The sequence below is a fragment of the Pseudomonas sp. LPH60 genome, from assembly GCF_030718165.1.
Lineage (GTDB): Bacteria > Pseudomonadota > Gammaproteobacteria > Pseudomonadales > Pseudomonadaceae > Aquipseudomonas > Aquipseudomonas danubii.
Genome location: NZ_JAVAJH010000006.1, coordinates 156,153 through 178,017 on the forward strand (window position 1 = coordinate 156,153; position 21,865 = coordinate 178,017).

The 21,865-nt window shown below is 60.9% G+C and carries 15 protein-coding genes; 9 read left to right on the top strand and 6 right to left on the bottom strand.

Annotated elements, in window-relative coordinates; genetic code table 11:
• Positions 1 to 2: 2 nt before the first annotated feature.
• Positions 3 to 1,250, bottom strand: a complete 1,248-nt coding sequence (gene mexE, locus Q8O96_RS22165) for a multidrug efflux RND transporter periplasmic adaptor subunit MexE (RefSeq protein ID WP_115582376.1) — start codon at positions 1,248 to 1,250, stop codon at positions 3 to 5.
• 428 nt (positions 1,251 to 1,678) lie between these two features.
• Here mexE and Q8O96_RS22170 point away from each other — a divergent pair, with 428 nt between their 5' ends.
• The 4 genes from Q8O96_RS22170 (at position 1,679) to Q8O96_RS22185 (ending at position 6,139) form a co-directional block, all read left to right on the top strand.
• Positions 1,679 to 2,968: an MFS transporter gene (locus Q8O96_RS22170; protein WP_305949400.1), complete on the top strand. Its 1,290-nt coding sequence runs from the start codon at positions 1,679 to 1,681 to the stop codon at positions 2,966 to 2,968.
• A gap of 13 nt (positions 2,969 to 2,981) precedes the next feature.
• Complete coding sequence (locus tag Q8O96_RS22175) at positions 2,982 to 4,457, top strand: glycoside hydrolase family 32 protein (protein ID WP_115582377.1); 1,476 nt, start codon at positions 2,982 to 2,984, stop codon at positions 4,455 to 4,457.
• Between the two features lie 101 nt (positions 4,458 to 4,558).
• A complete protein-coding gene (locus tag Q8O96_RS22180; RefSeq protein WP_305949401.1) occupies positions 4,559 to 5,557 on the top strand; it encodes a LacI family DNA-binding transcriptional regulator in 999 nt (332 codons plus the stop codon).
• A gap of 210 nt (positions 5,558 to 5,767) precedes the next feature.
• Entirely contained in the window at positions 5,768 to 6,139 is a 372-nt protein-coding gene (locus Q8O96_RS22185) for a DUF4156 domain-containing protein (RefSeq protein ID WP_102865173.1), read from the top strand.
• A 203-nt stretch (positions 6,140 to 6,342) separates the two neighbouring features.
• Here the strand turns inward: Q8O96_RS22185 and Q8O96_RS22190 are convergent, their stop codons facing one another.
• Entirely contained in the window at positions 6,343 to 7,236 is an 894-nt protein-coding gene (locus Q8O96_RS22190; protein ID WP_102865172.1) for a LysR substrate-binding domain-containing protein, read from the bottom strand.
• Between the two features lie 159 nt (positions 7,237 to 7,395).
• On the opposite strand from Q8O96_RS22190, the gene Q8O96_RS22195 reads away from it, so the two are divergent.
• Entirely contained in the window at positions 7,396 to 10,455 is a 3,060-nt protein-coding gene (locus tag Q8O96_RS22195; RefSeq protein WP_305949402.1) for an FAD-binding and (Fe-S)-binding domain-containing protein, read from the top strand.
• A gap of 103 nt (positions 10,456 to 10,558) precedes the next feature.
• On the opposite strand, the gene Q8O96_RS22200 is transcribed toward Q8O96_RS22195, so the two are convergent.
• The 3 genes from Q8O96_RS22200 to Q8O96_RS22210 all read right to left on the bottom strand — a co-directional run bounded on the left by Q8O96_RS22200 (position 10,559) and on the right by Q8O96_RS22210 (position 14,435).
• Positions 10,559 to 12,169: an amidohydrolase family protein gene (locus tag Q8O96_RS22200; protein WP_115582382.1), complete on the bottom strand. Its 1,611-nt coding sequence runs from the start codon at positions 12,167 to 12,169 to the stop codon at positions 10,559 to 10,561.
• Between the two features lie 98 nt (positions 12,170 to 12,267).
• Complete coding sequence (locus Q8O96_RS22205) at positions 12,268 to 13,497, bottom strand: MFS transporter (RefSeq protein ID WP_047304692.1); 1,230 nt, start codon at positions 13,495 to 13,497, stop codon at positions 12,268 to 12,270.
• Positions 13,498 to 13,544: 47 nt separating this feature from the next.
• A complete protein-coding gene (locus Q8O96_RS22210) occupies positions 13,545 to 14,435 on the bottom strand; it encodes an amidohydrolase family protein (RefSeq protein ID WP_305949403.1) in 891 nt (296 codons plus the stop codon).
• 302 nt (positions 14,436 to 14,737) lie between these two features.
• Between Q8O96_RS22210 and Q8O96_RS22215 the strand changes: the two genes are divergently transcribed.
• On the top strand, positions 14,738 to 16,864 hold the full coding sequence (locus Q8O96_RS22215) for a TonB-dependent siderophore receptor (RefSeq protein ID WP_305949404.1): 2,127 nt from the start codon (positions 14,738 to 14,740) through the stop codon (positions 16,862 to 16,864).
• A 121-nt stretch (positions 16,865 to 16,985) separates the two neighbouring features.
• Positions 16,986 to 17,198 carry a hypothetical protein gene (locus Q8O96_RS22220; protein WP_305949405.1) on the top strand — a complete coding sequence of 71 codons (213 nt, stop codon included), beginning with the start codon at positions 16,986 to 16,988 and terminating at the stop codon, positions 17,196 to 17,198.
• Between the two features lie 413 nt (positions 17,199 to 17,611).
• On the opposite strand, the gene Q8O96_RS22225 is transcribed toward Q8O96_RS22220, so the two are convergent.
• Positions 17,612 to 18,526, bottom strand: coding sequence for a LysR family transcriptional regulator (locus Q8O96_RS22225; RefSeq protein ID WP_102865166.1), 915 nt, complete (start codon positions 18,524 to 18,526; stop codon positions 17,612 to 17,614).
• Positions 18,527 to 18,795: 269 nt separating this feature from the next.
• On the opposite strand from Q8O96_RS22225, the gene Q8O96_RS22230 reads away from it, so the two are divergent.
• Positions 18,796 to 19,818 (top strand): zinc-dependent alcohol dehydrogenase family protein, encoded by a 1,023-nt coding sequence (locus Q8O96_RS22230; protein ID WP_305949406.1) that lies wholly within the window; start codon positions 18,796 to 18,798, stop codon positions 19,816 to 19,818.
• Between the two features lie 255 nt (positions 19,819 to 20,073).
• Positions 20,074 to 21,720: a phosphoglucomutase (alpha-D-glucose-1,6-bisphosphate-dependent) gene (gene pgm / locus Q8O96_RS22235; RefSeq protein ID WP_102879466.1), complete on the top strand. Its 1,647-nt coding sequence runs from the start codon at positions 20,074 to 20,076 to the stop codon at positions 21,718 to 21,720.
• The last annotated feature ends 145 nt before the right edge of the window (positions 21,721 to 21,865 follow it).

Genomic DNA, 21,865 nt, shown 5'->3' on the forward strand with positions numbered 1-21,865 from the left:
CCTTAACCGCGCGGTGTCGCAGCGGCGAGTTTCACAGCCGGAGCCGCCTTGGCAGGGGTGACCTGCGGCAGGTTGCTGGCTTCCAGTGCTTGGCGTTGTTGGGCCAGGGCGGCGAGGGTTTCCTGGCTGGCCATGGGGATCACTTCAGGCGTGACCGGGGCACCGGGACGTGCCCGCTGCAAGCCCTTGACGATGATGGTGTCGTCCTTGCTCAGCCCGTTGCGCACGATGCGCAGGCCCTCGATCTTCGGCCCCAGCTCCACGGCGCGGTAGGCCGGCTTGTTGTCGGCGTCCATCACCAGCACGAACTTCTTGCCCAGGTCGGTGCCCACGGCTTCGTCGTTGATCAGCATCGCCGAGTAGGTGCCGCTGCCCACCAGTTTCAGGCGCGCATACAGGCCCGGGGTGTAGCTGCCGTCACGGTTGTCGAACACGGCGCGGCCGCGGATGGTGCCGGTCTTGGGGTTGACCTGGTTGTCGACGAAGTTCATCTGGCCCAGGTGCGGGTGGCCTTCTTCATTGGACAGGCCCAGGTACACCGGGGTGGTCTGGCCGCGCTGACCCTGGCGGGCGAGTTGGGTGTACTTGAGGTACACGCGTTCGTCGGCGTCGAAGTAGGCGTAGACCTTGTCGGTGGACACCAGGCTGGTGAGCGCGGTGACATCGGCGGTCACCAGGTTGCCGGCGGTGATCTGTGCGCGGCTGACGCGACCGCTGATGGGGGCCACCACCCGGGTAAAGCTCAGGTTGAGCTTGGCCAGGTCCAGTTGAGCCTGGATCGCATCGACGCCGGCCCGGGCTTCCTGGGCGGCGCTGCTGCGGGTGTCGGCCAGCTCGGCGGAAATCGCGTTGCTGGTCAGCAGGCGCTGGCCGCGCTGGGCTTCGTTGGCGCTGCGGGTGGCGGTGGCCCGGGCTTGTTGCAGCTGGGCTTCGAGGCGGCGGACTTCAGCCTGGAAGGGGCGCGGGTCGATCTGGAACAGCAGGTCGCCTTTCTTCACCAGGGCGCCTTCGGTGAACGCCACCTGATCGATCTGGCCCGAGACCCGTGGCCGGATTTCCACGGTTTCCGGGGCTTCCAGGCGTCCGGTGAACTCATCCCATTCGTTGACCGGCTGCTCCAGCACCTTGGCCACACTGACCTTGGCAGCGGGCGGGGCGGAGGCGGTTTCCGGGGCTTTGCCGCAGGCACTCATGACCAGAACGGCGAGGGCGGCTAAGGGGTAACGCAAGAGTTTGACTGACTGGTCCATGGTTCATCCGCCAAGGTAATTTGAGATGGGCGGATGATGCTCGGCAGGGTGGTATCTCACGAATCGAATGAAGCGAAGGTAACTATCATTCGGAATGATATAAGCCCCAAGCGAGCCCTCTAGCCTGCGCCTTTCGTTAGGGTGCTATCAATCCCCTGGTATGCAATTGATTGTTGTCGCATACGCAACATTGCCCGCCGGGGCAGGGGACAGCTGTCGGCGAACAGGCCCTCCTGTCTTTGTATTCGGGCATTGCAGAGATTGTTTAAACGGCTCGCAGGCGCCTGTCGCGCAGGGACCTTCTGCGGGTCATGCGGGGCGTGTTGAGCGCTTTTTGCAGATGACTCCACTTGACAGCGAAGGCTTTGAAGACGCGTAATATGTCGCAATGTTAACGTTAACCTAGATAAGAACAAGAGGGTCGTCACATGCAGCTTGCCGCCAAACGCGAGTACTGGCTTATCAGTGGTTTATTGTTTTTCTTCTTCTTTTCGTGGTCATCCAGCTATTCGCTGTTCTCTATCTGGCTGCATCGAGTCATTGGCTTGAATGGCACGGAAACCGGGTTCATTTTCGCCGCCAACGCCATTGCGGCGTTGCTGGTTCAGCCCTTCTACGGCGCTCTTCAAGACCGCCTCGGGCTGTCCAAAAAACTGTTGGTATGGATTGGCATCTTGCTCTGCGCCGCGGCCCCGTTTGCCATTTATGTCTACGCCGGCCTGTTGGCGCAGAACGTGGTGCTCGGCGCCTTGGTCGGTGCGGCGTTTCTGGCGCTGGCGATGCTGGCAGGCGTGGGGGTAATCGAGTCCTACACCGAGCGTTTGTCACGTCATGCGGGGTTCGAGTTTGGAACCACCCGAATGTGGGGATCGTTGGGCTGGGCCAGCGCGACCGGCGTGGTCGGCGTGGTGTTCAACATTGATCCTGACATTGCGTTTTACATGAGCAGCGCCGCCGGCGTCGTGTTCCTGCTGATCCTGTCCCGCCTGGACCTTGACCGTTTGAACCCGCCGGCTGCGCAGGCGGGCAGCGTTGCCCACCCCGTGCGCCTGAACGATCTCTGGAAGTTGCTGACACTCCCGCGATTCTGGGCTTTCAGCCTGTACCTGACAGGGGTGTGCGGGATCTACATGATCTACGAGCAACAGTTTCCGGTGTATTTCTCCTCGTTTTTCCCGACCCCGGAGGAGGGCACCCGCGCCTATGGCTACCTGAACTCGTCTCAGGTGCTGGTCGAGGCGGTCTTGATGCTGTTTGCACCCTGGGTGGTCAGCCGCACAGGCGCCAAATACGGGCTGATCCTGGCCGGCAGCATCATGTTTGTGCGCATCCTTGGCTCCGGGATGGCAACGCAGGCCTGGGCTATCGCTGCCTGCAAGATGTTGCACGCCTTGGAAGTGCCCATCTTGCTGGTCTCGATATTCAAATACATTTCGCTGAACTTCGACTCTCGGCTGTCCGCCTCGATCTACCTGGTGGGATTCCAGTTCGCCCAGCAATTGACCTCCATGCTGCTATCGCCGCTGGTGGGCTACGGCTACGACCATCTCGGTTTCTCCAGCGTCTACGTGCTGATGGCAGGCCTGGTCGGCGTTTGCCTGTTGCTGTCATGGACCTTGTTGCGCAAGGACCCCGTGCGCGGCGCCGCTCAAGACCGGCCTGGCGATTCGCCGGAGCTGCCTGCCATCGCTCAATCTGCCCTTCGTTATGAACCCTAGACAGGAACCGGCCATGCACGCTGCACTGTTAGAGCAAGCGCATCGCGCTATCGAAAAAAAACTGCCCGAGCGGGAGGATGACTATCGCCTGGCCTATCACCTGGCGCCGCCGGCAGGATGGATGAATGACCCGAACGGCCTGGTGTTTTTTCGCGGTGAATACCATGTGTTCTACCAACATCATCCCTATTCGGCCAAGTGGGGGCCGATGCACTGGGGGCACGCCAAGAGCCGCGACCTGGTGCACTGGGAGCATCTGCCCATCGCGCTGGCGCCTGGCGACGCCTATGACCGCGATGGCTGCTTTTCAGGATCTGCGGTGGTCGCGGACGACAGGCTGTACCTGATCTACACCGGGCATACCTGGCTGGGTGCGCCGGGTGATGAGCGGCACATTCGTCAGGTCCAGTGCCTGGCCAGCAGCATCGATGGCGTTTCGTTCAGCAAGCACGGGGCGGTGATCGATACGGCGCCTGAGCCGAGCATCATGCATTTTCGCGATCCCAAGGTGTGGTGGCGAGCAGGGCAGTGGTGGATGGCCCTGGGCGCTCGCCAAGGCGACGACCCGCTGCTCCTGCTCTATTGCTCCGACGATCTGCATCACTGGAAGTACCTCAGGTGCGCGCTGCAGGGGCGACGCGAGTCGGACGGCTACATGTGGGAGTGTCCGGACCTGTTCGAACTCGATGGCAACGATGTGTTTCTCTATTCGCCTCAAGGCCTGAAGCCCAGCGGTTATGACAACTGGAACAAGTTCCAGAACAGCTATCGGATGGGGCTGCTGGACGACCGTGGATACTTCAGCGAGTGTGGTGAGCCGCGTGAACTGGATCATGGTCACGATTTTTATGCGGCGCAGACCCTGCTGGCGCCGGACGGACGCCGCCTGTTGTGGGCCTGGATGGACATGTGGGAGAGCCCGATGCCGAGTCAGGCGCAGCACTGGTGTGGGGCGCTGTCGCTGCCTCGTGAACTGAGCCGTAATGGCGAACGGCTGCGCATGCGGCCGGCCCGCGAGCTGAAGGCGCTACGCCAGTCGCAACGGACACTGGCAATCGGCGTGGTCGAATCCGGCAATTGCCTGCTCGATGAACGAGGGACGTTACTGGAGTTCGAACTGTCCCTGGACCTGGCTGGCAGCACTGCTGAGCGCTTTGGGCTGGCGCTGCGTTGCAGTGAGGATCAGCAAGAGCGGACCCTGGTGTATTTCGATGCGATGGCGCGCCGCCTGGTGCTGGACAGGCAACACTCGGGAGTGGGGGTGAGCGGTGCGCGCAGCGTGCCGATAGCCAAGGGACAAACGCGGATAGACTTGCGGATTTTCCTTGATCGTTCGTCTATCGAGGTGTTTGTCGATGACGGCGCTTATAGCTTGAGCAGCCGGATCTATCCTCGTCCGGACAGTCAGGCGGTCATGGCGTTTGCGGTCAATGGCAGCGCTGGGTTTGGCGATGCGTCGGTCTGGCACCTGGCCGATCTGCGCCTCTGACCCTGCTGATCGGCCATGGGCGCGCGACGTCTGGCGATGTGTTGTCATGCTTTTGCCAAGCATGACATGATGCCCGGCCACACAAGCATTGGCACCTGCGAATGGCCTCAGTTAAAGATGTCGCGCACCTCGCAGGGGTTTCCTTGATGACGGTGTCCAGGGCGCTTAATACCCCGGAAAAAGTCAATCAGGAAACCCTGGCGAAAGTTCTGCAAGCGGTTGAGACCCTGGGTTATGTCCCCAGTCTTTCTGCCCGACAGATCCGCGGCGGCGCTTCCCGTAGCAAAACCATTGGCGTCTTCGCGCTGGATACCGCCACCACGCCCTTCGCCGTGGAAATGCTCCTGTCCATGGAGCGCACCGCCCGGGAACACGGCTGGAATGTCTTCATCCTCAACGTGTTCGAAGTGCCGCCGAGCCAGCAGACCATCGACCTGATGCTGTCCCACCAGCCTGACGGAATCATCTTCAGCGCCATGCAGCTGCGGACCATCGAGATCCCCCCGGCGTTGCGCAGCCTGCCGCTGGTGCTGAGCAATTGCATGAGCCTGGAGTCCGGGGTGGCCTGTTATGTGCCTGACGATGCCGACGGCCAGTATCAGGCTGTGCGGCATGCGCTCAAGCGTGGCTACCGCAGTCCGTTGTGCATCAACCTGCCACAAGCCAGCCTGGCCTGGGAGCAGCGCCAGCTTGGATTGTGTCGAGCCCTCACTGAGGCTGGAATATCCGTGGCCGATGTTCCGCAATACAGCCTGTCCCAGGATGACGCCTATCAGGAAACGATCGCCGCGCTGGAGGCGCAATTGCAAGCGTCGCAAGGAGCGCCAGCGTTCGATCTTCTTATCTGTGGTAACGACCGCATCGCTTTGGTGGCTTACCAGTACTTGCTAGGTCGCGGTCTGCGTATTCCGCAGGACGTGGCGGTTCTGGGGTACGACAACATGATCGGTGTTGCCGAGCTGTTCTATCCGCCGCTCAGTACCGTGCAGTTGCCGTATTACGAAATGGGGCGGCGTTCTGCGCAATACCTCATCGAGCGCTGGGAACAGCCGACGATTCACAGGGTTGCGTGCCCGCTGGTAGAACGCGAATCCTGCTGAGCGGCATGGCTGACAGGACCATGCGCACACCCGGCGGGTGCTCATGATCCTGGCGCTGGCGAATCGTCGACCGGTCTTTACATTTTTTGACTGTAGATTCACTGATTAATACAACTCCGGCTTCAGCAAAGTTTGATACTGCGCGCTCTACCGCCCCGAAGGATTCTCCGCTCGGGGTATCGCTCCAAATGCACGAAAGGAATCATCCGGATGTATCTCTCTCATAGGCTCACGGGGATCGGTCTGTGTGCCGCGTTGTTTGTCCTGGCAGGTTGCGCGCCCACTTCAATAGCCGGACCCGGGGCCAACAATGTGCGCATCACCCACAACGAACCGGGACGTGAATGCCAGTTTCTTGGTGATGTCACCGGCAGTCAGGGCGACTTTTTATTGGGCAGTATCACGGGTAACGCCAATCTCGAAACCGGCGCCCGCAACGACCTGAAAAACAAGGCCGCGGCGCTGGGGGGCAACCGGGTTTACCTGCTCACTCAACGCGCAGGGCAGACCGGTTCGGATAATCGCCTGGAGCAAACCAACGTGACGCTTTCGGGCAATGTCTATCGCTGCCCCGAGTCCTGAGTCTGCCGCTGAGCGCTGAACAGCTTTGCCCCGCCAATGGCAGAGCTGTCAGCGCTATGAATGTCGGCATTGGTTCGGGAGCGGTCAGCGCCGGGATTTGCGTTCGCTGCTGCCGATGGTCATGCGCTGGTGATGTGTTGAACGGAGCGCTAGGCCATTTCTGCTGCCGAGCCCGCAGCAGGATGATGTTTGCAGCGGGCGCTTCAGGAGGGGAGGGACAGCAACCAGGCGCTGAATGTCTTGAACGCCGGAAAGTGCTGGTAGCGCGCGGCGCAGGTCAGGTAATAGTTGCGACCGCTGTCCATGGGGCCGAACAGCTTGACCACGGCTCCAGACTCGATTTCCTCCTGCACCAGGATATCGGGAACCAGCCCGATACCTATGCCTGCGGCCACCGCCTGGATCAGGTGGGCGGTGAGCTCGAAGCTGGGGCCCGTGCGCATTTTCTGGTGATCCAGGTTGTTGAAGTCGAACCAATCAGACCAGCCGTTGGGGCGAGACACCACGTTCAGCAGCAAATGATGGGGGAGCTCGTCCAGCGATAGCTCGGGGTTGCCTGCCAGGGCCTTGGGGCTGGCGATGACGATCAGTTTTTCTTGCAGCAGCAGGTGCGACACGTAGCCCGGCCAGTCCCCTTTTCCCGCACAGATGATGGCCTGCATGTCGCCCACGCTGGAGGGGTTGTCGGCGTGAATGATCCTTGAATGGATATGCACCAGGTTCCTGGGATGACGGGCATAGAACTCATGCATTTTCGGCAGCAGCCATTTTGAGCCGAACGTCGGAAGCACCGCCAGGTTCAACGGGCCATCTTCTTCCTTGAAGGCAATGGTCTGCAGGGTGGCGCTGCGAATGCGCCCCAATGCGGCGCTGAGTTCATGCTGGTACAGAGCGCCGGCGGCGGTGAGTTCGATTTTTCTGCCCTCGCGCTTGAACAGCGAGATCTCCAGCTGCGATTCCAGGGCCTGCACTTGCCGGCTGACCGCGCTTTGGGTCAGGGCCAGTTCGTCCGCAGCTTTGGTGAAACTGCAATGGCGGGCGGCGGCCTCGAAAGCGACCAGCAGGGACATTGAAGGGGTCAGTCGGCGTGGGTTCATTCATAAAGCTCATGCAAAAGCTGCAGGTTTTACGTTTGTGTGAAACGTCTTGGCCCCACAAAATCGTGGGTGCGCCCCTTGCCATGCAGCAGCTGTCGGGGGGTAAGCATACATAACGAGAATGCTCAGATTAGCGGTATCGCCAGTAGGAATTCCAGCATGATTGCCCGGTTGTCTCCCCATGAAGTCAAAAACCCAGCCTGTGAGTTGTTCCTGGCTCGCCTGGAACAGGAGGGTTTCCAGGGAGAAATCGCTCGCGATCATGGGCTCAGGACCGTGCTGGCGACCGACAACTCGATCTATCAGCGCCTGCCGCAAGCCGCGGTGTTTCCGCGCAATGTGCAAGATGTTCAGCTGTTGGCCCGCCTCGTGGCGCTGGCGCCATTCAGCTCGGTGGTACTCACGCCGCGGGGCGGAGGAACCGGCACCAATGGCCAATCGTTGACCAGCGGGATCGTGGTCGACTTGTCGCGCCACATGAACGGCATCCTTGAGATCAACGTCGAGGAGCGCTGGGTGCGGGTGCAAAGCGGCGTGGTCAAAGACCAGCTCAACGCGGCGTTGAAACCCCATGGACTGTTTTTTGCGCCCGAGCTGTCGACGTCGAACCGGGCCACCATCGGCGGCATGATCAACACCGATGCAAGTGGCCAGGGAAGCTGCACCTATGGCAAGACCCGTGATCATGTCCTGGCGCTGTCGACCATTCTCATTGGTGGCGAGCGGCTCGACAGTGTGCCCCTGGACCGTGACCAGTGGCAGGCACAGGCCCGTCGCGAAGACAAGGTTGGCGCGATCCATCGCTGTGCATCGCAGATCGTGGAGCAATATGCCGAGCTGATCGAACACACCTTTCCCAAGCTGAACCGTTGCCTGACGGGGTACGACCTGGTGCATCTGCAGGAGCCCAACGAGCGACTCAATCTGAACAGTGTCCTGTGCGGCTCCGAAGGCTCGCTGGGTTTCATTGTGGAAGCCACGCTGAATGTGCTGCCCATTCCCCAGTATTCGATCCTGGTCAATGTGCGGTATGCCGGCTTCATGGACGCACTGCGCGACGCCAAGGCGTTGATGCAGCTCAAGCCGCTGTCCATCGAGACGGTGGACTCCAAGGTCCTCGGGCTGGCGATGAACGACATCGTCTGGCACGGCGTCGCCGAATACTTTCCCCAAGACCCCGATGTGGCGACCCTGGGCATCAACCTGGTTGAATTCAGCGGCGACGACGAGGCGGTCTTGCTGCAACGCGTGGATGAATTTGTCCTGCACCTGCAGCGTGACACCCGCGTGGTGCGATTGGGGCACACCCTGGCCGTCGGCGCCCAGGCAGTGCAGCGGGTCTACGCGATGCGCAAGCGGGCCGTGGGGCTGCTGGGCAACGTCAAAGGCTCCGCCCGGCCCCAGCCGTTCGTGGAAGATACCGCCGTTCCTCCCGAGCACCTGGCTGATTTCATTGCGCAGTTCCGCGAGTTGCTTGATGGCCATGGCCTGGAATATGGCATGTTCGGTCACGTGGACGCCGGGGTCCTGCATGTGCGGCCGATCCTGGACATGAAAGACCCCGCTCAGGCGGCCCTGATCCGGCCCATTTCCGACGCCGTCGCCGAGCTCACGCAAAAGCATGGCGGCTTGCTCTGGGGCGAGCACGGTAAAGGGTTGCGGTCGCAATACGTGCCCGACTACTTCGGCGAACTCTATCCGGCCCTGCAGGAACTCAAGGCGGCTTTTGATCCGAACAACCAACTCAACCCGGGCAAGATCGCCACGCCCAAAACGCTGCCCGACGCCCGGTTGACCCGGGTGGACGAGGTCCGGTTGCGGGGCGAGCTTGATCGCACCATTGATGAGCGGGTCTGGTCGCACTACGACGCCGCCGTGCATTGCAATGGCAACGGCGCCTGCTACAACTTCGACCCCGATGACGCCATGTGTCCGTCCTGGAAAGGCACTCGCAATAGACTGCACTCGCCCAAGGGGCGCGCGTCGCTGGTGCGTGAGTGGCTGCGCTTGCAGGGCCAGCAAGGTGTCGATGTGCTGGAAGTGGCTCTCTCGTCCAGGTCCGAGCTGCTCGGCCTGCCCAGGCGTACGGTCAATACGCTTGCACGGAAGTTGGGCCAGAAAGACTTTTCCCATGAGGTCTACGAGGCGATGGCCGGGTGCCTCGCCTGCAAGTCCTGTGCGGGGCAGTGCCCGGTGAAAGTCAATGTGCCGGACTTTCGCTCGCGGTTTTTGCAGCTGTATCACAGTCGCTATCTGCGCCCGTTGAAGGATTACCTCATCGGTTCCCTTGAGTACACCATTCCCCACTTCGCCCGCGTGCCGCGTTTGTACAACGGCATCATCGGCTCGCGGATGGTGGGGGCGTTTCTGCGGCGGGTGGCCGGAATGATCGACAGTCCGTTGCTGAGCCTGCTGGATTTTGATGAGGTTTGCCGGCGGTGGAACGTGCGCGTGGCGTCGCCTGTGCTGCTTGAGGGGATGGACGAGGCGCAACGGGCTCGCAGCGTGATTCTCGTGCAGGACGCCTTTACCCGTTACTTCGAAACACCGCTGCTGGCCGATTGGATCGAACTGATTTCCAGGCTGGGGTTTGAGGTGTACATCGCGCCGTTCGCAGCCAATGGCAAGCCGCTGCAGGTCCAGGGCTTTTTGAAAGCCTTCGAAAAGGCTGCGCATTACAACGGCCGAACGCTGCGCCAGCTGCACCGCTATCAGATTCCATTGGTGGGTCTTGATCCGGCGATGACCCTGGTTTATCGGCAGGAGTACGCCAAGACCCTGGGGCAGGATCAGGCTCCGAGCGTGCTGCTGCCGCAGGAATGGCTGGCGCAGGTACTGGCGCCGTCAGCGCTGGGCGCGGACCAGGAGACTTACCACTTTGTGCCGCACTGCACCGAGAAAACCAACGAGCCGGGCAGCGTGGCGCTGTGGCAGACGATCTTCGCCCGAGTCGGCCTGAAGTTGCAGGTGCAAGCCAGCGGCTGCTGTGGGATGTCCGGAACCTATGGTCACGAAACCCAGAACGCCGGGACCTCGGAGGTCATTTACCGTCAGTCCTGGGGCCCCTTGGTGGCCCGTCTCAATGGGGCCGGGCGCCTGCTGGCGGACGGCTACTCGTGCCGCAGCCAGGTCAAGCGCAAGGACGGACAGACCGTCCAGCACCCGCTCCAGGCCTTGCTGAAGTTGCTGCGCGGCGCCGACCAGACCTCAGGCGCTTGAGCGGCGCGGGCATGGTGCGGTTTGACCGCCGCGGCTGGGTATCGGCGTGGACTGGTGCTTATGTTTTCGTTGAGCACTGGTGCGACCAGCTCGCTGGGCGTCTTCAGAAGCCGTAGAGCTGGGCCGGGTTGTCCACCAGGATCTGCTTGATCAGCGCGTCATCGTTTTCTACCCAGTCGAACAGCATCTCCAGCAGGCTGGCGTCGTTGGGCATCGGCACCGGTATGCACGGATGTGGCCAATCGCTTGCCCACAGCAGCCGGTTCGGATTGGCTTCGATCAACGCCCGGGCGTAGGGCGTTACGTCGTCGTAAGGAAAGTCCTTCGACGCGGTAAAGCGATAGGCGCCGGAAAGCTTGACCCACACCCGGCCTTCTTGCAGCAGGCGCAGCAGGTCGGTGAATCCCGGGTGGTTCAGCCCGCAACTGGTGGGCATGTGCCCCATGTGGTCGATGACGACTGGCACGGGCAGGCTGGCCACGGTTTCGTACAAGTCGGCGAATTCGGTGATATCGATCAGCAACTGAAGGTGCCAGCCAAGGGGCGCGACTTTTTCCGCCAGGGCCGCAACATCCGATACCTCGACGCCACTTTTAAAGATCAGGTTGACGCGCACGCCGCGAACCCCGAGGCGATGCATCGCCTGCAGGGTTTGGCTATCGGTGTCGGTATCGATCACCACAACCCCGCGCAATGCGCTGCCCCCTTGCTTCAGCGCCGCCAGGGTGGTGCTGTTGTCCGCCCCGTAGACACTGGGTTGGACGATGACTGCGCGACTCAACCCCAGGGTTTTCTGGACGTGCTCAAAGGCCTCCAGGGGAGCGGGGGGCGGCGTGTAGGAACGGTGAGGGGAGAACGGTTGCCCATGCTCGTCACCAAAGACGTGGAAGTGGCAGTCGCATGCCCCGTCCGGCAAGGTGCGTTGCAGTTTGCGCGGCTCGGGATCCGGGCCTGCGCATTGCGGGGCGTAGGTTTCGCCCAGCGAACTCATGCGAGTGATTTCCCAGCCTTGCAATCCCCGCAACCCATTGCGTTCGGCGGAGTTGATGATCTGTTGCCAGGTGGCGCGTCTGGCGAGGTCGGGGTCGCCGAGCTTGATGGCGTCAAAGATCGCCTGGTGTTCGGCCAGCAGGGTTTCGCCGAGGTCGCTCGAACGCACCAGGCGGTTCTCCAGCAAGGCCGCTTCGTAGACGTGGCTGCAGAGAAAGATGATGAAGTTGCGAAAGTAGTCATTGCCTGTGGCGTCGGCAATGGCCCGCTTGAACTGCAGGCTGTGCTCCAGCATGTCCTGAGGGTTTTGCAGGCCGTCGCGCAGGGTGTCCAGCGCCGCCGCGATCTTGTTCAACTGATTGAGTGAGCGACGTCGGGCGGCCATGGCGGCTGCGGCGACTTCGAGGTCCAGGCGCAGTTCGTAGAGCTGGCGCAGCTTGGTGCTGTCGGTCAGTTCCTCTTGAGTGATGCGGAAGCTGCTCTGGTTGGCTTCGGTGGCAACAAACACCCCAAGCCCTTGGCGACTGATGACGAGGCCAGCCGAATTGAGCCGCGCCACGGCTTCACGCACGACATTTCGGCTAACGGCGAAGGCTTCGGCTAAGCGGCTTTCGGTGGGGATGCGATCACCGGGACGGAGTCGACCTTCACGTATTTCACTTTCCAGATAACGAAAGATCTCAACCGAGAAGTGATCACGTCGGCCAATTGCTTTTATAGTCATTTTTCTCAGTCATCGAATGTCGGTTTCAAAAGCTTGAAACGTAGAACGCCCGCGTAAGGAACGATACGCGGGCGTTACTCTAACAAATGATGTCTGGTTCAGTGCAATTGCTTGCCCCTGGTTTCCGGGAGGAAGCAGGTCACCACCAGGACCAGGCAGTAGGCACCTCCGGCGAACATCGCAATCGCGGTGCCCAGGCTGTATTGGGCACTGATGAAACCGACGAGTCCCGGGAACAGTGCGCCCACCGCGCGCCCGAAGTTATAGGAGAACGCCTGGCCGTTGGCCCTCACTGCCGAAGGATAAAGTTCTGTCAGAAAGGCCCCCATGCCGCTGTAGATACCGGATGCGGCGAACCCCAAGGGAAAACCGAGAATCAGCATCTGGGTATTGGTCAGGTTCAGTTGCATGTAGCAGATCACGCTGATGGCCGACAGGACGGCGAAGAGGATGAAGTTGGCGCGGCGCCCCAGCCGGTCAGACAGGTAGGCGCCGCAGACATAGCCGAAGAATGACCCCAGGATGACCACCAGCAGGTAGCTGCCGGTGCCGAAGACTGACAGGCCCTTCTCCAGCTTCAGATAGGCCGGCAACCATGTGGTGATCGCGTAGTAGCCACCTTGTACTCCCATGCACAGCAGCGCGGACAACAGGGTGGTACGCAGCAGCGAGGGGGAGAAGATGTGCCAGAAAGCCACCCTGTTGCCTGTTTCGCTCTGGTGTTTTTTGCTCTGCAGGAACACCTCGGGTTCTGGCACGTATTTACGAATGTAGAGCACCAGGAGTGCAGGTGCGATGCCGATCCAGAACAGCGAGCGCCAGGCAAGGTCTTCGGGAAGGTAGCTGAAGGCCACTGTGTAGAGCAGCGCGGCCGCGCCCCAGCCAATGGCCCATCCGCTCTGCACGATACCCACGGCCTTGCCGCGATGTTCCGCTCGGACCATTTCGCCGATCAGCACCGAGCCCACCGCCCATTCGCCGCCGAACCCGAGTCCCTGCAGCGCACGAAGGACAAACAGTTGTTCGAAGTTTTGCGCGAAGCCGATCAGTACGGTGCAGATCGAGAACCACAGAATGCTGATCTGCAGCAGCCGCACCCGACCGTAGCGGTCAGCCAGAATCCCCGCTCCCCATCCGCCAATGGACGAAAACAGCAAGGTCACGGTGCTCAGTAGTCCTACTGATCCCTTATCGATGTGCCAGAGGGTCATCAAGGAGGCGATGACGAAGGTGAACACCATGAAGTCCAGGGCGTCCAGCGCCCAGCCACCCAATGCGGAGTAGAAGGTGCGTTTTTCAACGGTATTAAGTTCGCTAAACCAGCTCATTATTGTTCTCCGTGCAGCACCTTAGTGCCGCTGGGTTATTGTTTTTGTTATTTGAAGTCGTACAGAACGGCGGGGTTATCGACCAGGATGCTCTGTCGCTGGCGTTCATCGGGCGCCCATGAGTACAAGCGATCCAGTAATGAACCGGTGTCGGGCGTGCTTTCGAGCGCTACGTGGGGCCAGTCGCTGCCCCAAACCATTCGTTCGGGGGCGGCGCCCAGCAAGGCATGGGCCAACGCATCCGTATCGGCATAGTCCGGATGCCGCTCACTCAGGCGATAAGCGCCCGACAACTTGACCCACCAACCGTGTTCCGCCACGTTTCTCAGCAGCAACTCGAACCCTGGCTCCTTGACGCCCAGGCGGGCCGGGAAGTGTCCGAAGTGATCGATCACCACGGGGCAGGGCAGCCTGGCTATCCGTGCCTGCAGCTCGCTTAACAGCCGGACATCAATCAAAAACTGCAGATGCCAGCCAAGGTCGGCAACTCGATTGGCAAGACGCTCCATCAAGTCCAGATTCACGCCGCCGCGAAACAGCACGTTGATGCGAACTCCACGCACACCCAAGGCGTGCATGTGCGCCAGTTCGTCATCGCCGATTCGTTCGTCGACTACCGCGACGCCCCTCAGTCGATCGTGATGACGTTGCAACACCTCGAGCATGTAGCGGTTATCGGTGCCGTAGACGCTCGGCTGCACCAGAACCCCGCGCTGCATCCCCGTGGCCCGCAACATGTCCAGATACAGCGCCTCAGGTGCGGGAGGCGGGGTGTAACTGCGCTCGGGTACCAGGGGATAGCGCTCAAAATCAGCGCAGATCACATGCGCATGGGTGTCGCATGAACCTGGCGGCAGCACGAAGCTCGGGGCTTGGATCGTTTCTCTCGGGGCGGCGCAGGAGGGCGGCCGCGCTGTGGCGGATTTGGGGTGAGGCATGGATTTCATCTCCTCGACAGCTCTTCGCACGCCTTGGCGCTTGCAGAGCAGTACTTGTTGGTTGTTGGTTGTAGGTTGTCCAACAAGTGCTGGCATGTTGAATTTTTGCCCTGGCCTTGTCAATGGATGCAGGTGGGGATTTCGCGCGACGCGCTTCGGTGATGGCTACGGCGGGGGAATAGCGGCTTTGGGTGCTAATGGGAATTTGTATTAATTGCGAATGGTTTTGTATAGCATGCGCCGGAGTTTTTTGGCGGTTTCAACCCTTGTATTGGCCTATTCGTAAAGGTTTTTTTCTCTCCATGCGCCGAACCCTGCTTTCCATTTGCGTGCTGCAAGCGTTGTCGTCTACCTCATGGGCTGGACAAGCGCAGGTAAAGCCCTCAACCCTTGAGCTGGGCACGGCCGATGTCATCGGCACCGCGACTTACGAAAGGGCAGATGGTCCGGTGCAGGGTTATCGCGCAACGCGCTCGGCCAGCGCCACGCGGACCGATACCTCGATCCATGAAACCCCGCAGTCGATCAGTGTGGTCGCCAAGGATGCGGTGGAGGATCTTGGAGCCACGCGTTTGCAGGACGCGCTGGACTACGCCGGGGGCGTGGGGCGGGCGAACAATTTTGGTGGGCAGGGGCTGACCACCTTTACCGTCCGTGGCTTCACCACCGGCGAGTTTTACCGCAACGGTTTTCCCATCAATCGCGGCTATCCGAACATGCCGGATGCCAACACCATTGAACGTCTTGAAGTGCTGCGCGGCCCGGCAACCGTGCTTTATGGCCGGGGTGATCCTGGCGGTACTTTCAACGTGGTTTCCAAACAGCCGTTGCCCGAGCGCACGGTCACCCTGGGCAGTCAACTGAACGACCAGGGCATGAGGCGCGGCACGTTGGACGCTTCCGGGCCGCTCGACGAAGACGGGCGCCTGGCCTATCGACTGAACGTGGTGGGCGAGGGCGGCGACACCTTCCGCGATCATGTCGACACCGAGCGCTACGGCATTGCGCCGGTGCTCACCTGGCAGGTCAGCGATGCGACCAGGCTGATTTTCGAAGGTGATTTCATGCGTAACAACGCGCCTCTGGATCGAGGTGTTACCCGTTACGCGAAGCAGATTGGCAGCGCTTCTCGCGACAGTTTTTTCGGTGAAAAAGACGTTGGCAAACTGCACAACGACAACAACATGGCGCAACTGCGCTTCGAACACCTGCTCAACGACGACTGGACTCTGGGGGGTGGTGTGCAGTGGCTCGATGGTTCGCTCAAGGGCAACGCGGTCGAGGCCAACGGTATTGCCGCTGACGGCCGCACCTTGGGGCGCAATTTCAACTATCGCAAGCTGGAATGGACCGACCGGGATGCCCAGCTCAACCTGACCGGCCATTTCGATACCGCCGGTTTGCAGCACACTTTGCTCACCGGTATCGAGTACGAAGACTACGACTATCAGTCGATCATTCAACGCTCCAGTGGTGCTGTCGGTGCGTACCCCATCGACCTCTTCGATCCGCTGTACGGCCAGCCGCGTCCGGCCCTGACCCGCACGCCGACTCATGACCAGGAAAACCTCAAGACTTATGCCGCGTTCGTGCAGGATCAAGTGGCCCTGACCGACAAACTGAAAGTGCTGGCCGGGGCGCGTTTCGAACGCTTCGAACATGACTATGAAACCTATGTACCCGGCGGCAAGAGTTGGCAGGCCAGTGACAACGCGGTCACACCGCGCATTGGCGTGAGCTACGACTTGACCGAGACCTTGGCGCTCTACGCCGATACCGCTCGCTCGTTCAAGCCCAACACCGGCGCCAGCCGGCTCGGCGGCGGGTTTGCGCCGGAGAAGGGCAAGTCTTATGAAATGGGTCTCAAGTGGGAAGCACTGGATCAGCAGTTGAGTGTCGACGCGGCGATCTATCAGATCGAAAAGCGCAACGTCTTGACCGCCGACCCTGTTGACTCGACCTTCAGCGTGGCCGCCGGTGAAGTGCGAAGCCGTGGTCTCGATGTCAACGTTGCCGGCAACCTGACGCCCGAATGGCGCGTGATCGGCGGCTACGCCTATGTCGATGCCGAAGTCACCAAGGACAACGTGCTGCGCTCTGGCACGCGGCTGCTGAACATCCCGAAAAACAGCTTCAGCCTGCTGAATATGTACGAGTTCCAGGACGGCATGCTCAAGGGCCTGGGCCTGGGGAGCGGACTCAAGTACGTCGACGAGCGCGCCGGGCAAACCGCCAATACCGGGTTTTCGATGGGCAGCTACACCGTTGTCGATTTGCTCGGTTTCTACAAGGTCAATGACAAGGTGCGGCTGAATCTGGACCTGAAAAACCTGTTTGACCGTGATTATGAAGAGGGCGCGTTCGGCAACGTTTACGCCTATCCGGGGGCTCCGCGAACGCTGCAGGTCGGCATTGCCTACACCTTGTAGTGGGTGTGTTTTGCTGGTACGGGCCGAGCTTGTTCCGCTGGCACGATGGTAATCCTGCCTGTTTGCAATAAGACCTTGTGCCGGTGATACACAGCGACGCCAAAACCAAGAGAGCCTCGAAATGAGTCGACCGTACAATTTCCTTGTCGCCCATCTGAAAAAGGAGGGTTTGGCACAACTGCCTGCCGACAGCGTCTCTTTAAGAGAATGGTTTGGGCAGTTGGGAGTGGCCATTGAACGCTTCGGTAACAATGCCGGTAAAGTCGTCAAGTTCTCTGAGAAAAATCATGAAAAGAACTTGCTGGCTCCCGATTCCGCAGGAGTAACGCTTTAATTCGAGCGAATCTGGTCAAAGGATGAATGCGACGAATCGATGAACTGTCATGTCAGTGCCGTTTTCCTGCACGACAATGGCTTGCTCTTGAGCGTCGCAGACGAGGTCATGAGTCTTGAGCAACTGATCGAATCGTTCTGGCGTCTGGAGGCGACGTGCTCGCCGCCTTCTCTGCATGAGGGCCGAGTGTTGGCATTGATGCAAAATTGCCCCACCTGCTGAGATCAAGACTGCCCCAACACGGATAGGTAGATACCGCGCACAGACGGCCGTAGCCTTGAAGGCTGCTTGGGTCAGCGATTTTTCGGCAGATGGGTCAATTCTTCATCAGCGCCTACAACCCTGGCACCACGACCTTAGATTGCAGCACTCATCCAATAATCGGTGGATGTTGAAGGCGACACTGGTCGACCTCAAAGGCTATCCGGATCGCCAAAGAACATCTGAATCCGCGAACGCAACCAGCGCTCTCCCGGGTCATTGTCCTGTGAACCGCGCCAGGCCATGTGCAGCTCGAAGCTGCGCACCGGCAGGGGCGGGTCTTCGGCGCGTACGCCGCCGGCGGCGGTCAGGGCCTCGGCGGTGTAGTCCGGAACGGTGGCGAGGATGTCGGTGCCGGCCAGCAGGGTGCTCAGGCCGTTGAACTGTGGCACGGCGAGTACCACATGGCGCTTGCGTCCGAGCTTCTCCAGTTCTTCATCGATAAAACCGCTCAGGTCCCCGGCGAACGACACCAGGGCGTGGGGGCGGGCGCAGAAGTCGTCCAGGCTCAGGGCGCCGGGCACGGTGTCGGCACGCAGCAGTTTGGGCAGGCTGCGGCGCAGGACTTTGCGTTTGGCGTTGGCCGGCAGGTCGGCGGTGTAGCTGACGCCGATGGAGATTTCACCGGAGGCCAGCAGCGACGGCATCAACAGGTAGTTGGCCCGGCGCACCACCAGCACGATGCCTGGAGCTTCGGCGCGCAGGCGTTTGAGCAGCATCGGCAGGAGGGCAAACTCCGCGTCGTCGGACAGGCCAATGCGGAACACTGTGGTGCTGGTGGCCGGGTCGAACTCGGCGGCGCGGCTGACGGCGGTGGAGATCGAGTCCAGGGCCGGTGAGAGCAGGGCGAAGATTTCCACGGCCCGGGCCGACGGCTCCATGCTGCGGCCGGTGCGTACAAATAGCGGGTCGTCGAACAAGTTGCGCAGCCGCGACAGGGCGGCACTGATGGCTGGCTGACCGAGAAACAGCTTCTCGGCGGCGCGAGTCACACTGCGTTCGTGCATCAGTGTCTCGAACACAATCAATAGATTCAGGTCGACACGACGCAGGTCATTACGATTCATCTGGAGTCCTGGCAGAGTCAGCGAACTTGACGGGAGCGGCCATATCGGAACAATGGCCGGCGTGAATCTTACGGGTAAAGGCTGGTACTCTGCATCGGCTAAATGTTGTTTGTTTGTGCTCAGGCTGCGGCCCGGCACGCTGTCCGCCCCGATTTTCAAGGGCACGGAATCAATGACAGACATGTCGACTATTAATAGGCACTGATAGTCTTGCTTTCAAAGCCCGGATAAAGTTCGCGGCATTAGAGGTTAATTTGACGAGGTTTGCGATGTCCCGCACGATTCGTTTTCACAAGTTTGGACCGGCCGAGGTGCTCAAATGCGAAGAGCATGCGGCCTCGTTGCCTGCGCCAGGCGAAGTGCAGGTACGAGTCGAAGCCATCGGTATCAGTTGGTACGACGTGCTCTGGCGGCAGAACTTGGCGTCGTCCCATGCGCGTCTGCCGTCTGGCCTCGGGCATGAAATGGCCGGTGTGGTCACGGCGGTAGGCGAGGGCGTCGACGACCTCGCGGTCGGTGACAAGGTCGCCAGCTTTCCCGCGCAAAGTCCCAATGACTACCCGGTGTATGGCGAGCAGATCGTCCTGCCACGCTCGGCCCTGACCCGTTATCCGGATGTGCTTAGCCCTATCGAAGCCGCTGTGCATTACACGCCGCTGTTGATTGCCTATTTCGCCTACGCTGACCTTGCGCGGGTCAAGCCCGGGCAGTTCGCCCTGGTCACCGATGCCAGCCACTGTGCCGGCCCGTCTTTTGTGCAGTTGGGCAAGGCCCTGGGTGTGCGGGTGATTGCCGCGACCAAGACCGCTGAAGAGCGTGAGTACCTGCTGTCCCTCGGCGCCGAGAAGGTGATTGTCACCGAAGAGCAGGACCTGCTGATGCAGATCAACAAGCTCACCGAGAATCGCGGGGTCGATGTGGTGTTCGACGGTCTGGGTGGCCCGCAGATGTCGATGCTCGGTGATGTCCTGGCGCCTCGCGGCAGCCTGGTGTTGTACGGCCTGCAAGGCGGCAACCAGACTCCATTCCCGGCCTGCGCGGCGTTCCAGAAGAACATCCAGTTCTTTGTCCACTGCATCGGCAACTTCACCGGCAAGCCGGAGCTGGGGATCATTCAGGATCAGGTGGCGTTGCAGCGTGCGCTGCGCGACATCAACCAGCTGACTGCGGATCGAGTGCTGGTGCCCTTGAAGACCCGAGTCTTCCCCTTCAGCGAGTTTGTCGAGGCGCACCGTTACATGGACGAATGTCCATGTCGCGAACGGGTCGCGCTGCAGGTCGAACCGGCCTGATTCCCCCAACGCCAGGCCAAGCCTGGCGTTTTTGTATCTGTATCTCTGTCGGCGCCGGCTTGTCGGCCAAGGGGGCCTGAACCTCGTGCAAGCCTTGAGGCTGTCTTCCCCGGCAAGCCAGTTCCTGCGTAAGCCAGGCCTGCTTCAGTCAGCTGAGAAAGGCGGGGTTGTTCTGGGATAGATTTCGTCGCGCGGTGGTCAAACTGCCAGTAAACTGCGCTCCATTCCCGAACCATCCTTTTTCAGAGGTTTTGCATGACTCTCAGTCCTTTTGCGGGCAAGCCGGCACCCGTTGAGTTGCTGGTCGATATCCCGCGACTGGTTACGGCGTATTACACCGGTCAGCCCGATGCATCGGTGCCCACCCAGCGCGTGGCTTTCGGCACCTCCGGGCACCGCGGCAGCTCGTTCGATCTGAGTTTCAATGAATGGCATGTCCTGGCCATCAGCCAGGCCATCTGCCTGTACCGCGAAGCCCAGGGCATCACCGGGCCGCTGTTTGTCGGCATCGATACCCACGCACTGTCGACCCCGGCCGGGGCCAGTGCCCTGGAAGTCCTGGCGGCCAACGGCGTGACCGTGATGATCGCTGCCGGTGACGAGTACACCCCGACCCCGGCGGTGTCCCATGCCATTCTCTGCTACAACCGCGGCCGGACCTCGGGCCTGGCGGACGGTATCGTCATCACGCCTTCCCACAACCCGCCACAAAGCGGTGGCTACAAGTACAACCCCACCAATGGCGGCCCGGCCGACACCCACATCACCAAGTGGATCGAAGCCAAGGCCAACGAACTGCTGGCGGCCAAGCTGGCTGGGGTCAAGCGCATCAGCTACGAGCAGGCGCTGAAGGCCGACACCACCCATCGCCACGACTACCTCAACACCTATGTCGCCGACCTGATCAACGTCATCGACCTGGATGCGATCCGCAACGCCAAGCTGCGCCTGGGCGTGGACCCGCTGGGTGGAGCGGGGGTGCGCTACTGGTCGGCGATCGCCGAGCACTACCGCCTTGACCTGGAGGTGGTGAACAAGCAGGTGGACGCCACCTTCCGTTTCATGTCGGTGGACTGGGACGGACAGATTCGCATGGACCCATCCTCCAGCTACGCCATGCAAGGGCTGATCGGCCTGAAAGAGCGCTTTGACGTGGCCTTCGCCTGCGACCCCGATCACGACCGTCACGGCATCGTGACCCCAAGCGGCGGCCTGCTGGCGCCCAACAACTACCTGGCGGTGTCCATCGACTATCTGTTCCAGAACCGTCCGCAATGGCGGGCCGATGCCGCCGTGGGCAAGACCGTGGTCAGCAGTGGCTTGATCGATCGGGTGACGGCACGCCTGGGCCGTCGCCTGTACGAAGTGCCGGTGGGCTTCAAGTGGTTTGCCGATGGCCTGTTCGATGGCTCTCTGGGCTTTGGTGGTGAAGAAAGTGCCGGTGCCTCTTTCCTGCGCAAGGACGGCGGCGTCTGGTGCACCGACAAGGACGGCCTGATCCCGTCGCTGCTGGCCGCTGAAATGACCGCGCGCACTGGCCGTGATCCAAGCCAGGCTTACCGCGCGCTGTGCGACGAGCTGGGCGAACCTTTCTCGGTGCGGGTCGATGCCAAGGCCAATCCGCAGCAGAAAGCCTTGCTCAGCAAGCTCTCCCCGCAGCAAGTGACCTCGACCCAGTTGGCTGGCGAGCCGATCCAGCAGATCCTCAGCCAGGCCCCGGGTAACGATCAGGCCATTGGCGGCCTGAAAGTCATGACAGAGAACGGCTGGTTCGCCGCACGCCCGTCTGGCACCGAGGACATCTACAAGATCTACGCTGAAAGCTTCATCGGCGACGACCACCTCAAGCAGCTGGTGCAGGAAGCCCAGACCCTGGTGGACACCGCCATCAGCGGCAACTGATTCACGTAGGAGCCGGCTCTCCGGCGAAAAGGTCCTTGAGACGGACACAGGTCTTGCGGATGCGTTCGCTGGCAAGCCAGCGCCTGCGGTCGTTGTTCATTGCACGATCTGTGTAGCCGGCTAGCGGGCAAAAAAAGGGGCGACC

Coding starts and splice junctions, on each gene's coding strand:
- mexE (WP_115582376.1), bottom strand. CDS start 1,250: ATGGACCAGTCAGTCAAACTCTTGCGTTACCCCTTAGCCGCCCTCGCC.
- Q8O96_RS22170 (WP_305949400.1), top strand. CDS start 1,679: ATGCAGCTTGCCGCCAAACGCGAGTACTGGCTTATCAGTGGTTTATTG.
- Q8O96_RS22175 (WP_115582377.1), top strand. CDS start 2,982: ATGCACGCTGCACTGTTAGAGCAAGCGCATCGCGCTATCGAAAAAAAA.
- Q8O96_RS22180 (WP_305949401.1), top strand. CDS start 4,559: ATGGCCTCAGTTAAAGATGTCGCGCACCTCGCAGGGGTTTCCTTGATG.
- Q8O96_RS22185 (WP_102865173.1), top strand. CDS start 5,768: ATGTATCTCTCTCATAGGCTCACGGGGATCGGTCTGTGTGCCGCGTTG.
- Q8O96_RS22190 (WP_102865172.1), bottom strand. CDS start 7,236: ATGAACCCACGCCGACTGACCCCTTCAATGTCCCTGCTGGTCGCTTTC.
- Q8O96_RS22195 (WP_305949402.1), top strand. CDS start 7,396: ATGATTGCCCGGTTGTCTCCCCATGAAGTCAAAAACCCAGCCTGTGAG.
- Q8O96_RS22200 (WP_115582382.1), bottom strand. CDS start 12,169: ATGACTATAAAAGCAATTGGCCGACGTGATCACTTCTCGGTTGAGATC.
- Q8O96_RS22205 (WP_047304692.1), bottom strand. CDS start 13,497: ATGAGCTGGTTTAGCGAACTTAATACCGTTGAAAAACGCACCTTCTAC.
- Q8O96_RS22210 (WP_305949403.1), bottom strand. CDS start 14,435: ATGCCTCACCCCAAATCCGCCACAGCGCGGCCGCCCTCCTGCGCCGCC.
- Q8O96_RS22215 (WP_305949404.1), top strand. CDS start 14,738: ATGCGCCGAACCCTGCTTTCCATTTGCGTGCTGCAAGCGTTGTCGTCT.
- Q8O96_RS22220 (WP_305949405.1), top strand. CDS start 16,986: ATGAGTCGACCGTACAATTTCCTTGTCGCCCATCTGAAAAAGGAGGGT.
- Q8O96_RS22225 (WP_102865166.1), bottom strand. CDS start 18,526: ATGAATCGTAATGACCTGCGTCGTGTCGACCTGAATCTATTGATTGTG.
- Q8O96_RS22230 (WP_305949406.1), top strand. CDS start 18,796: ATGTCCCGCACGATTCGTTTTCACAAGTTTGGACCGGCCGAGGTGCTC.
- pgm (WP_102879466.1), top strand. CDS start 20,074: ATGACTCTCAGTCCTTTTGCGGGCAAGCCGGCACCCGTTGAGTTGCTG.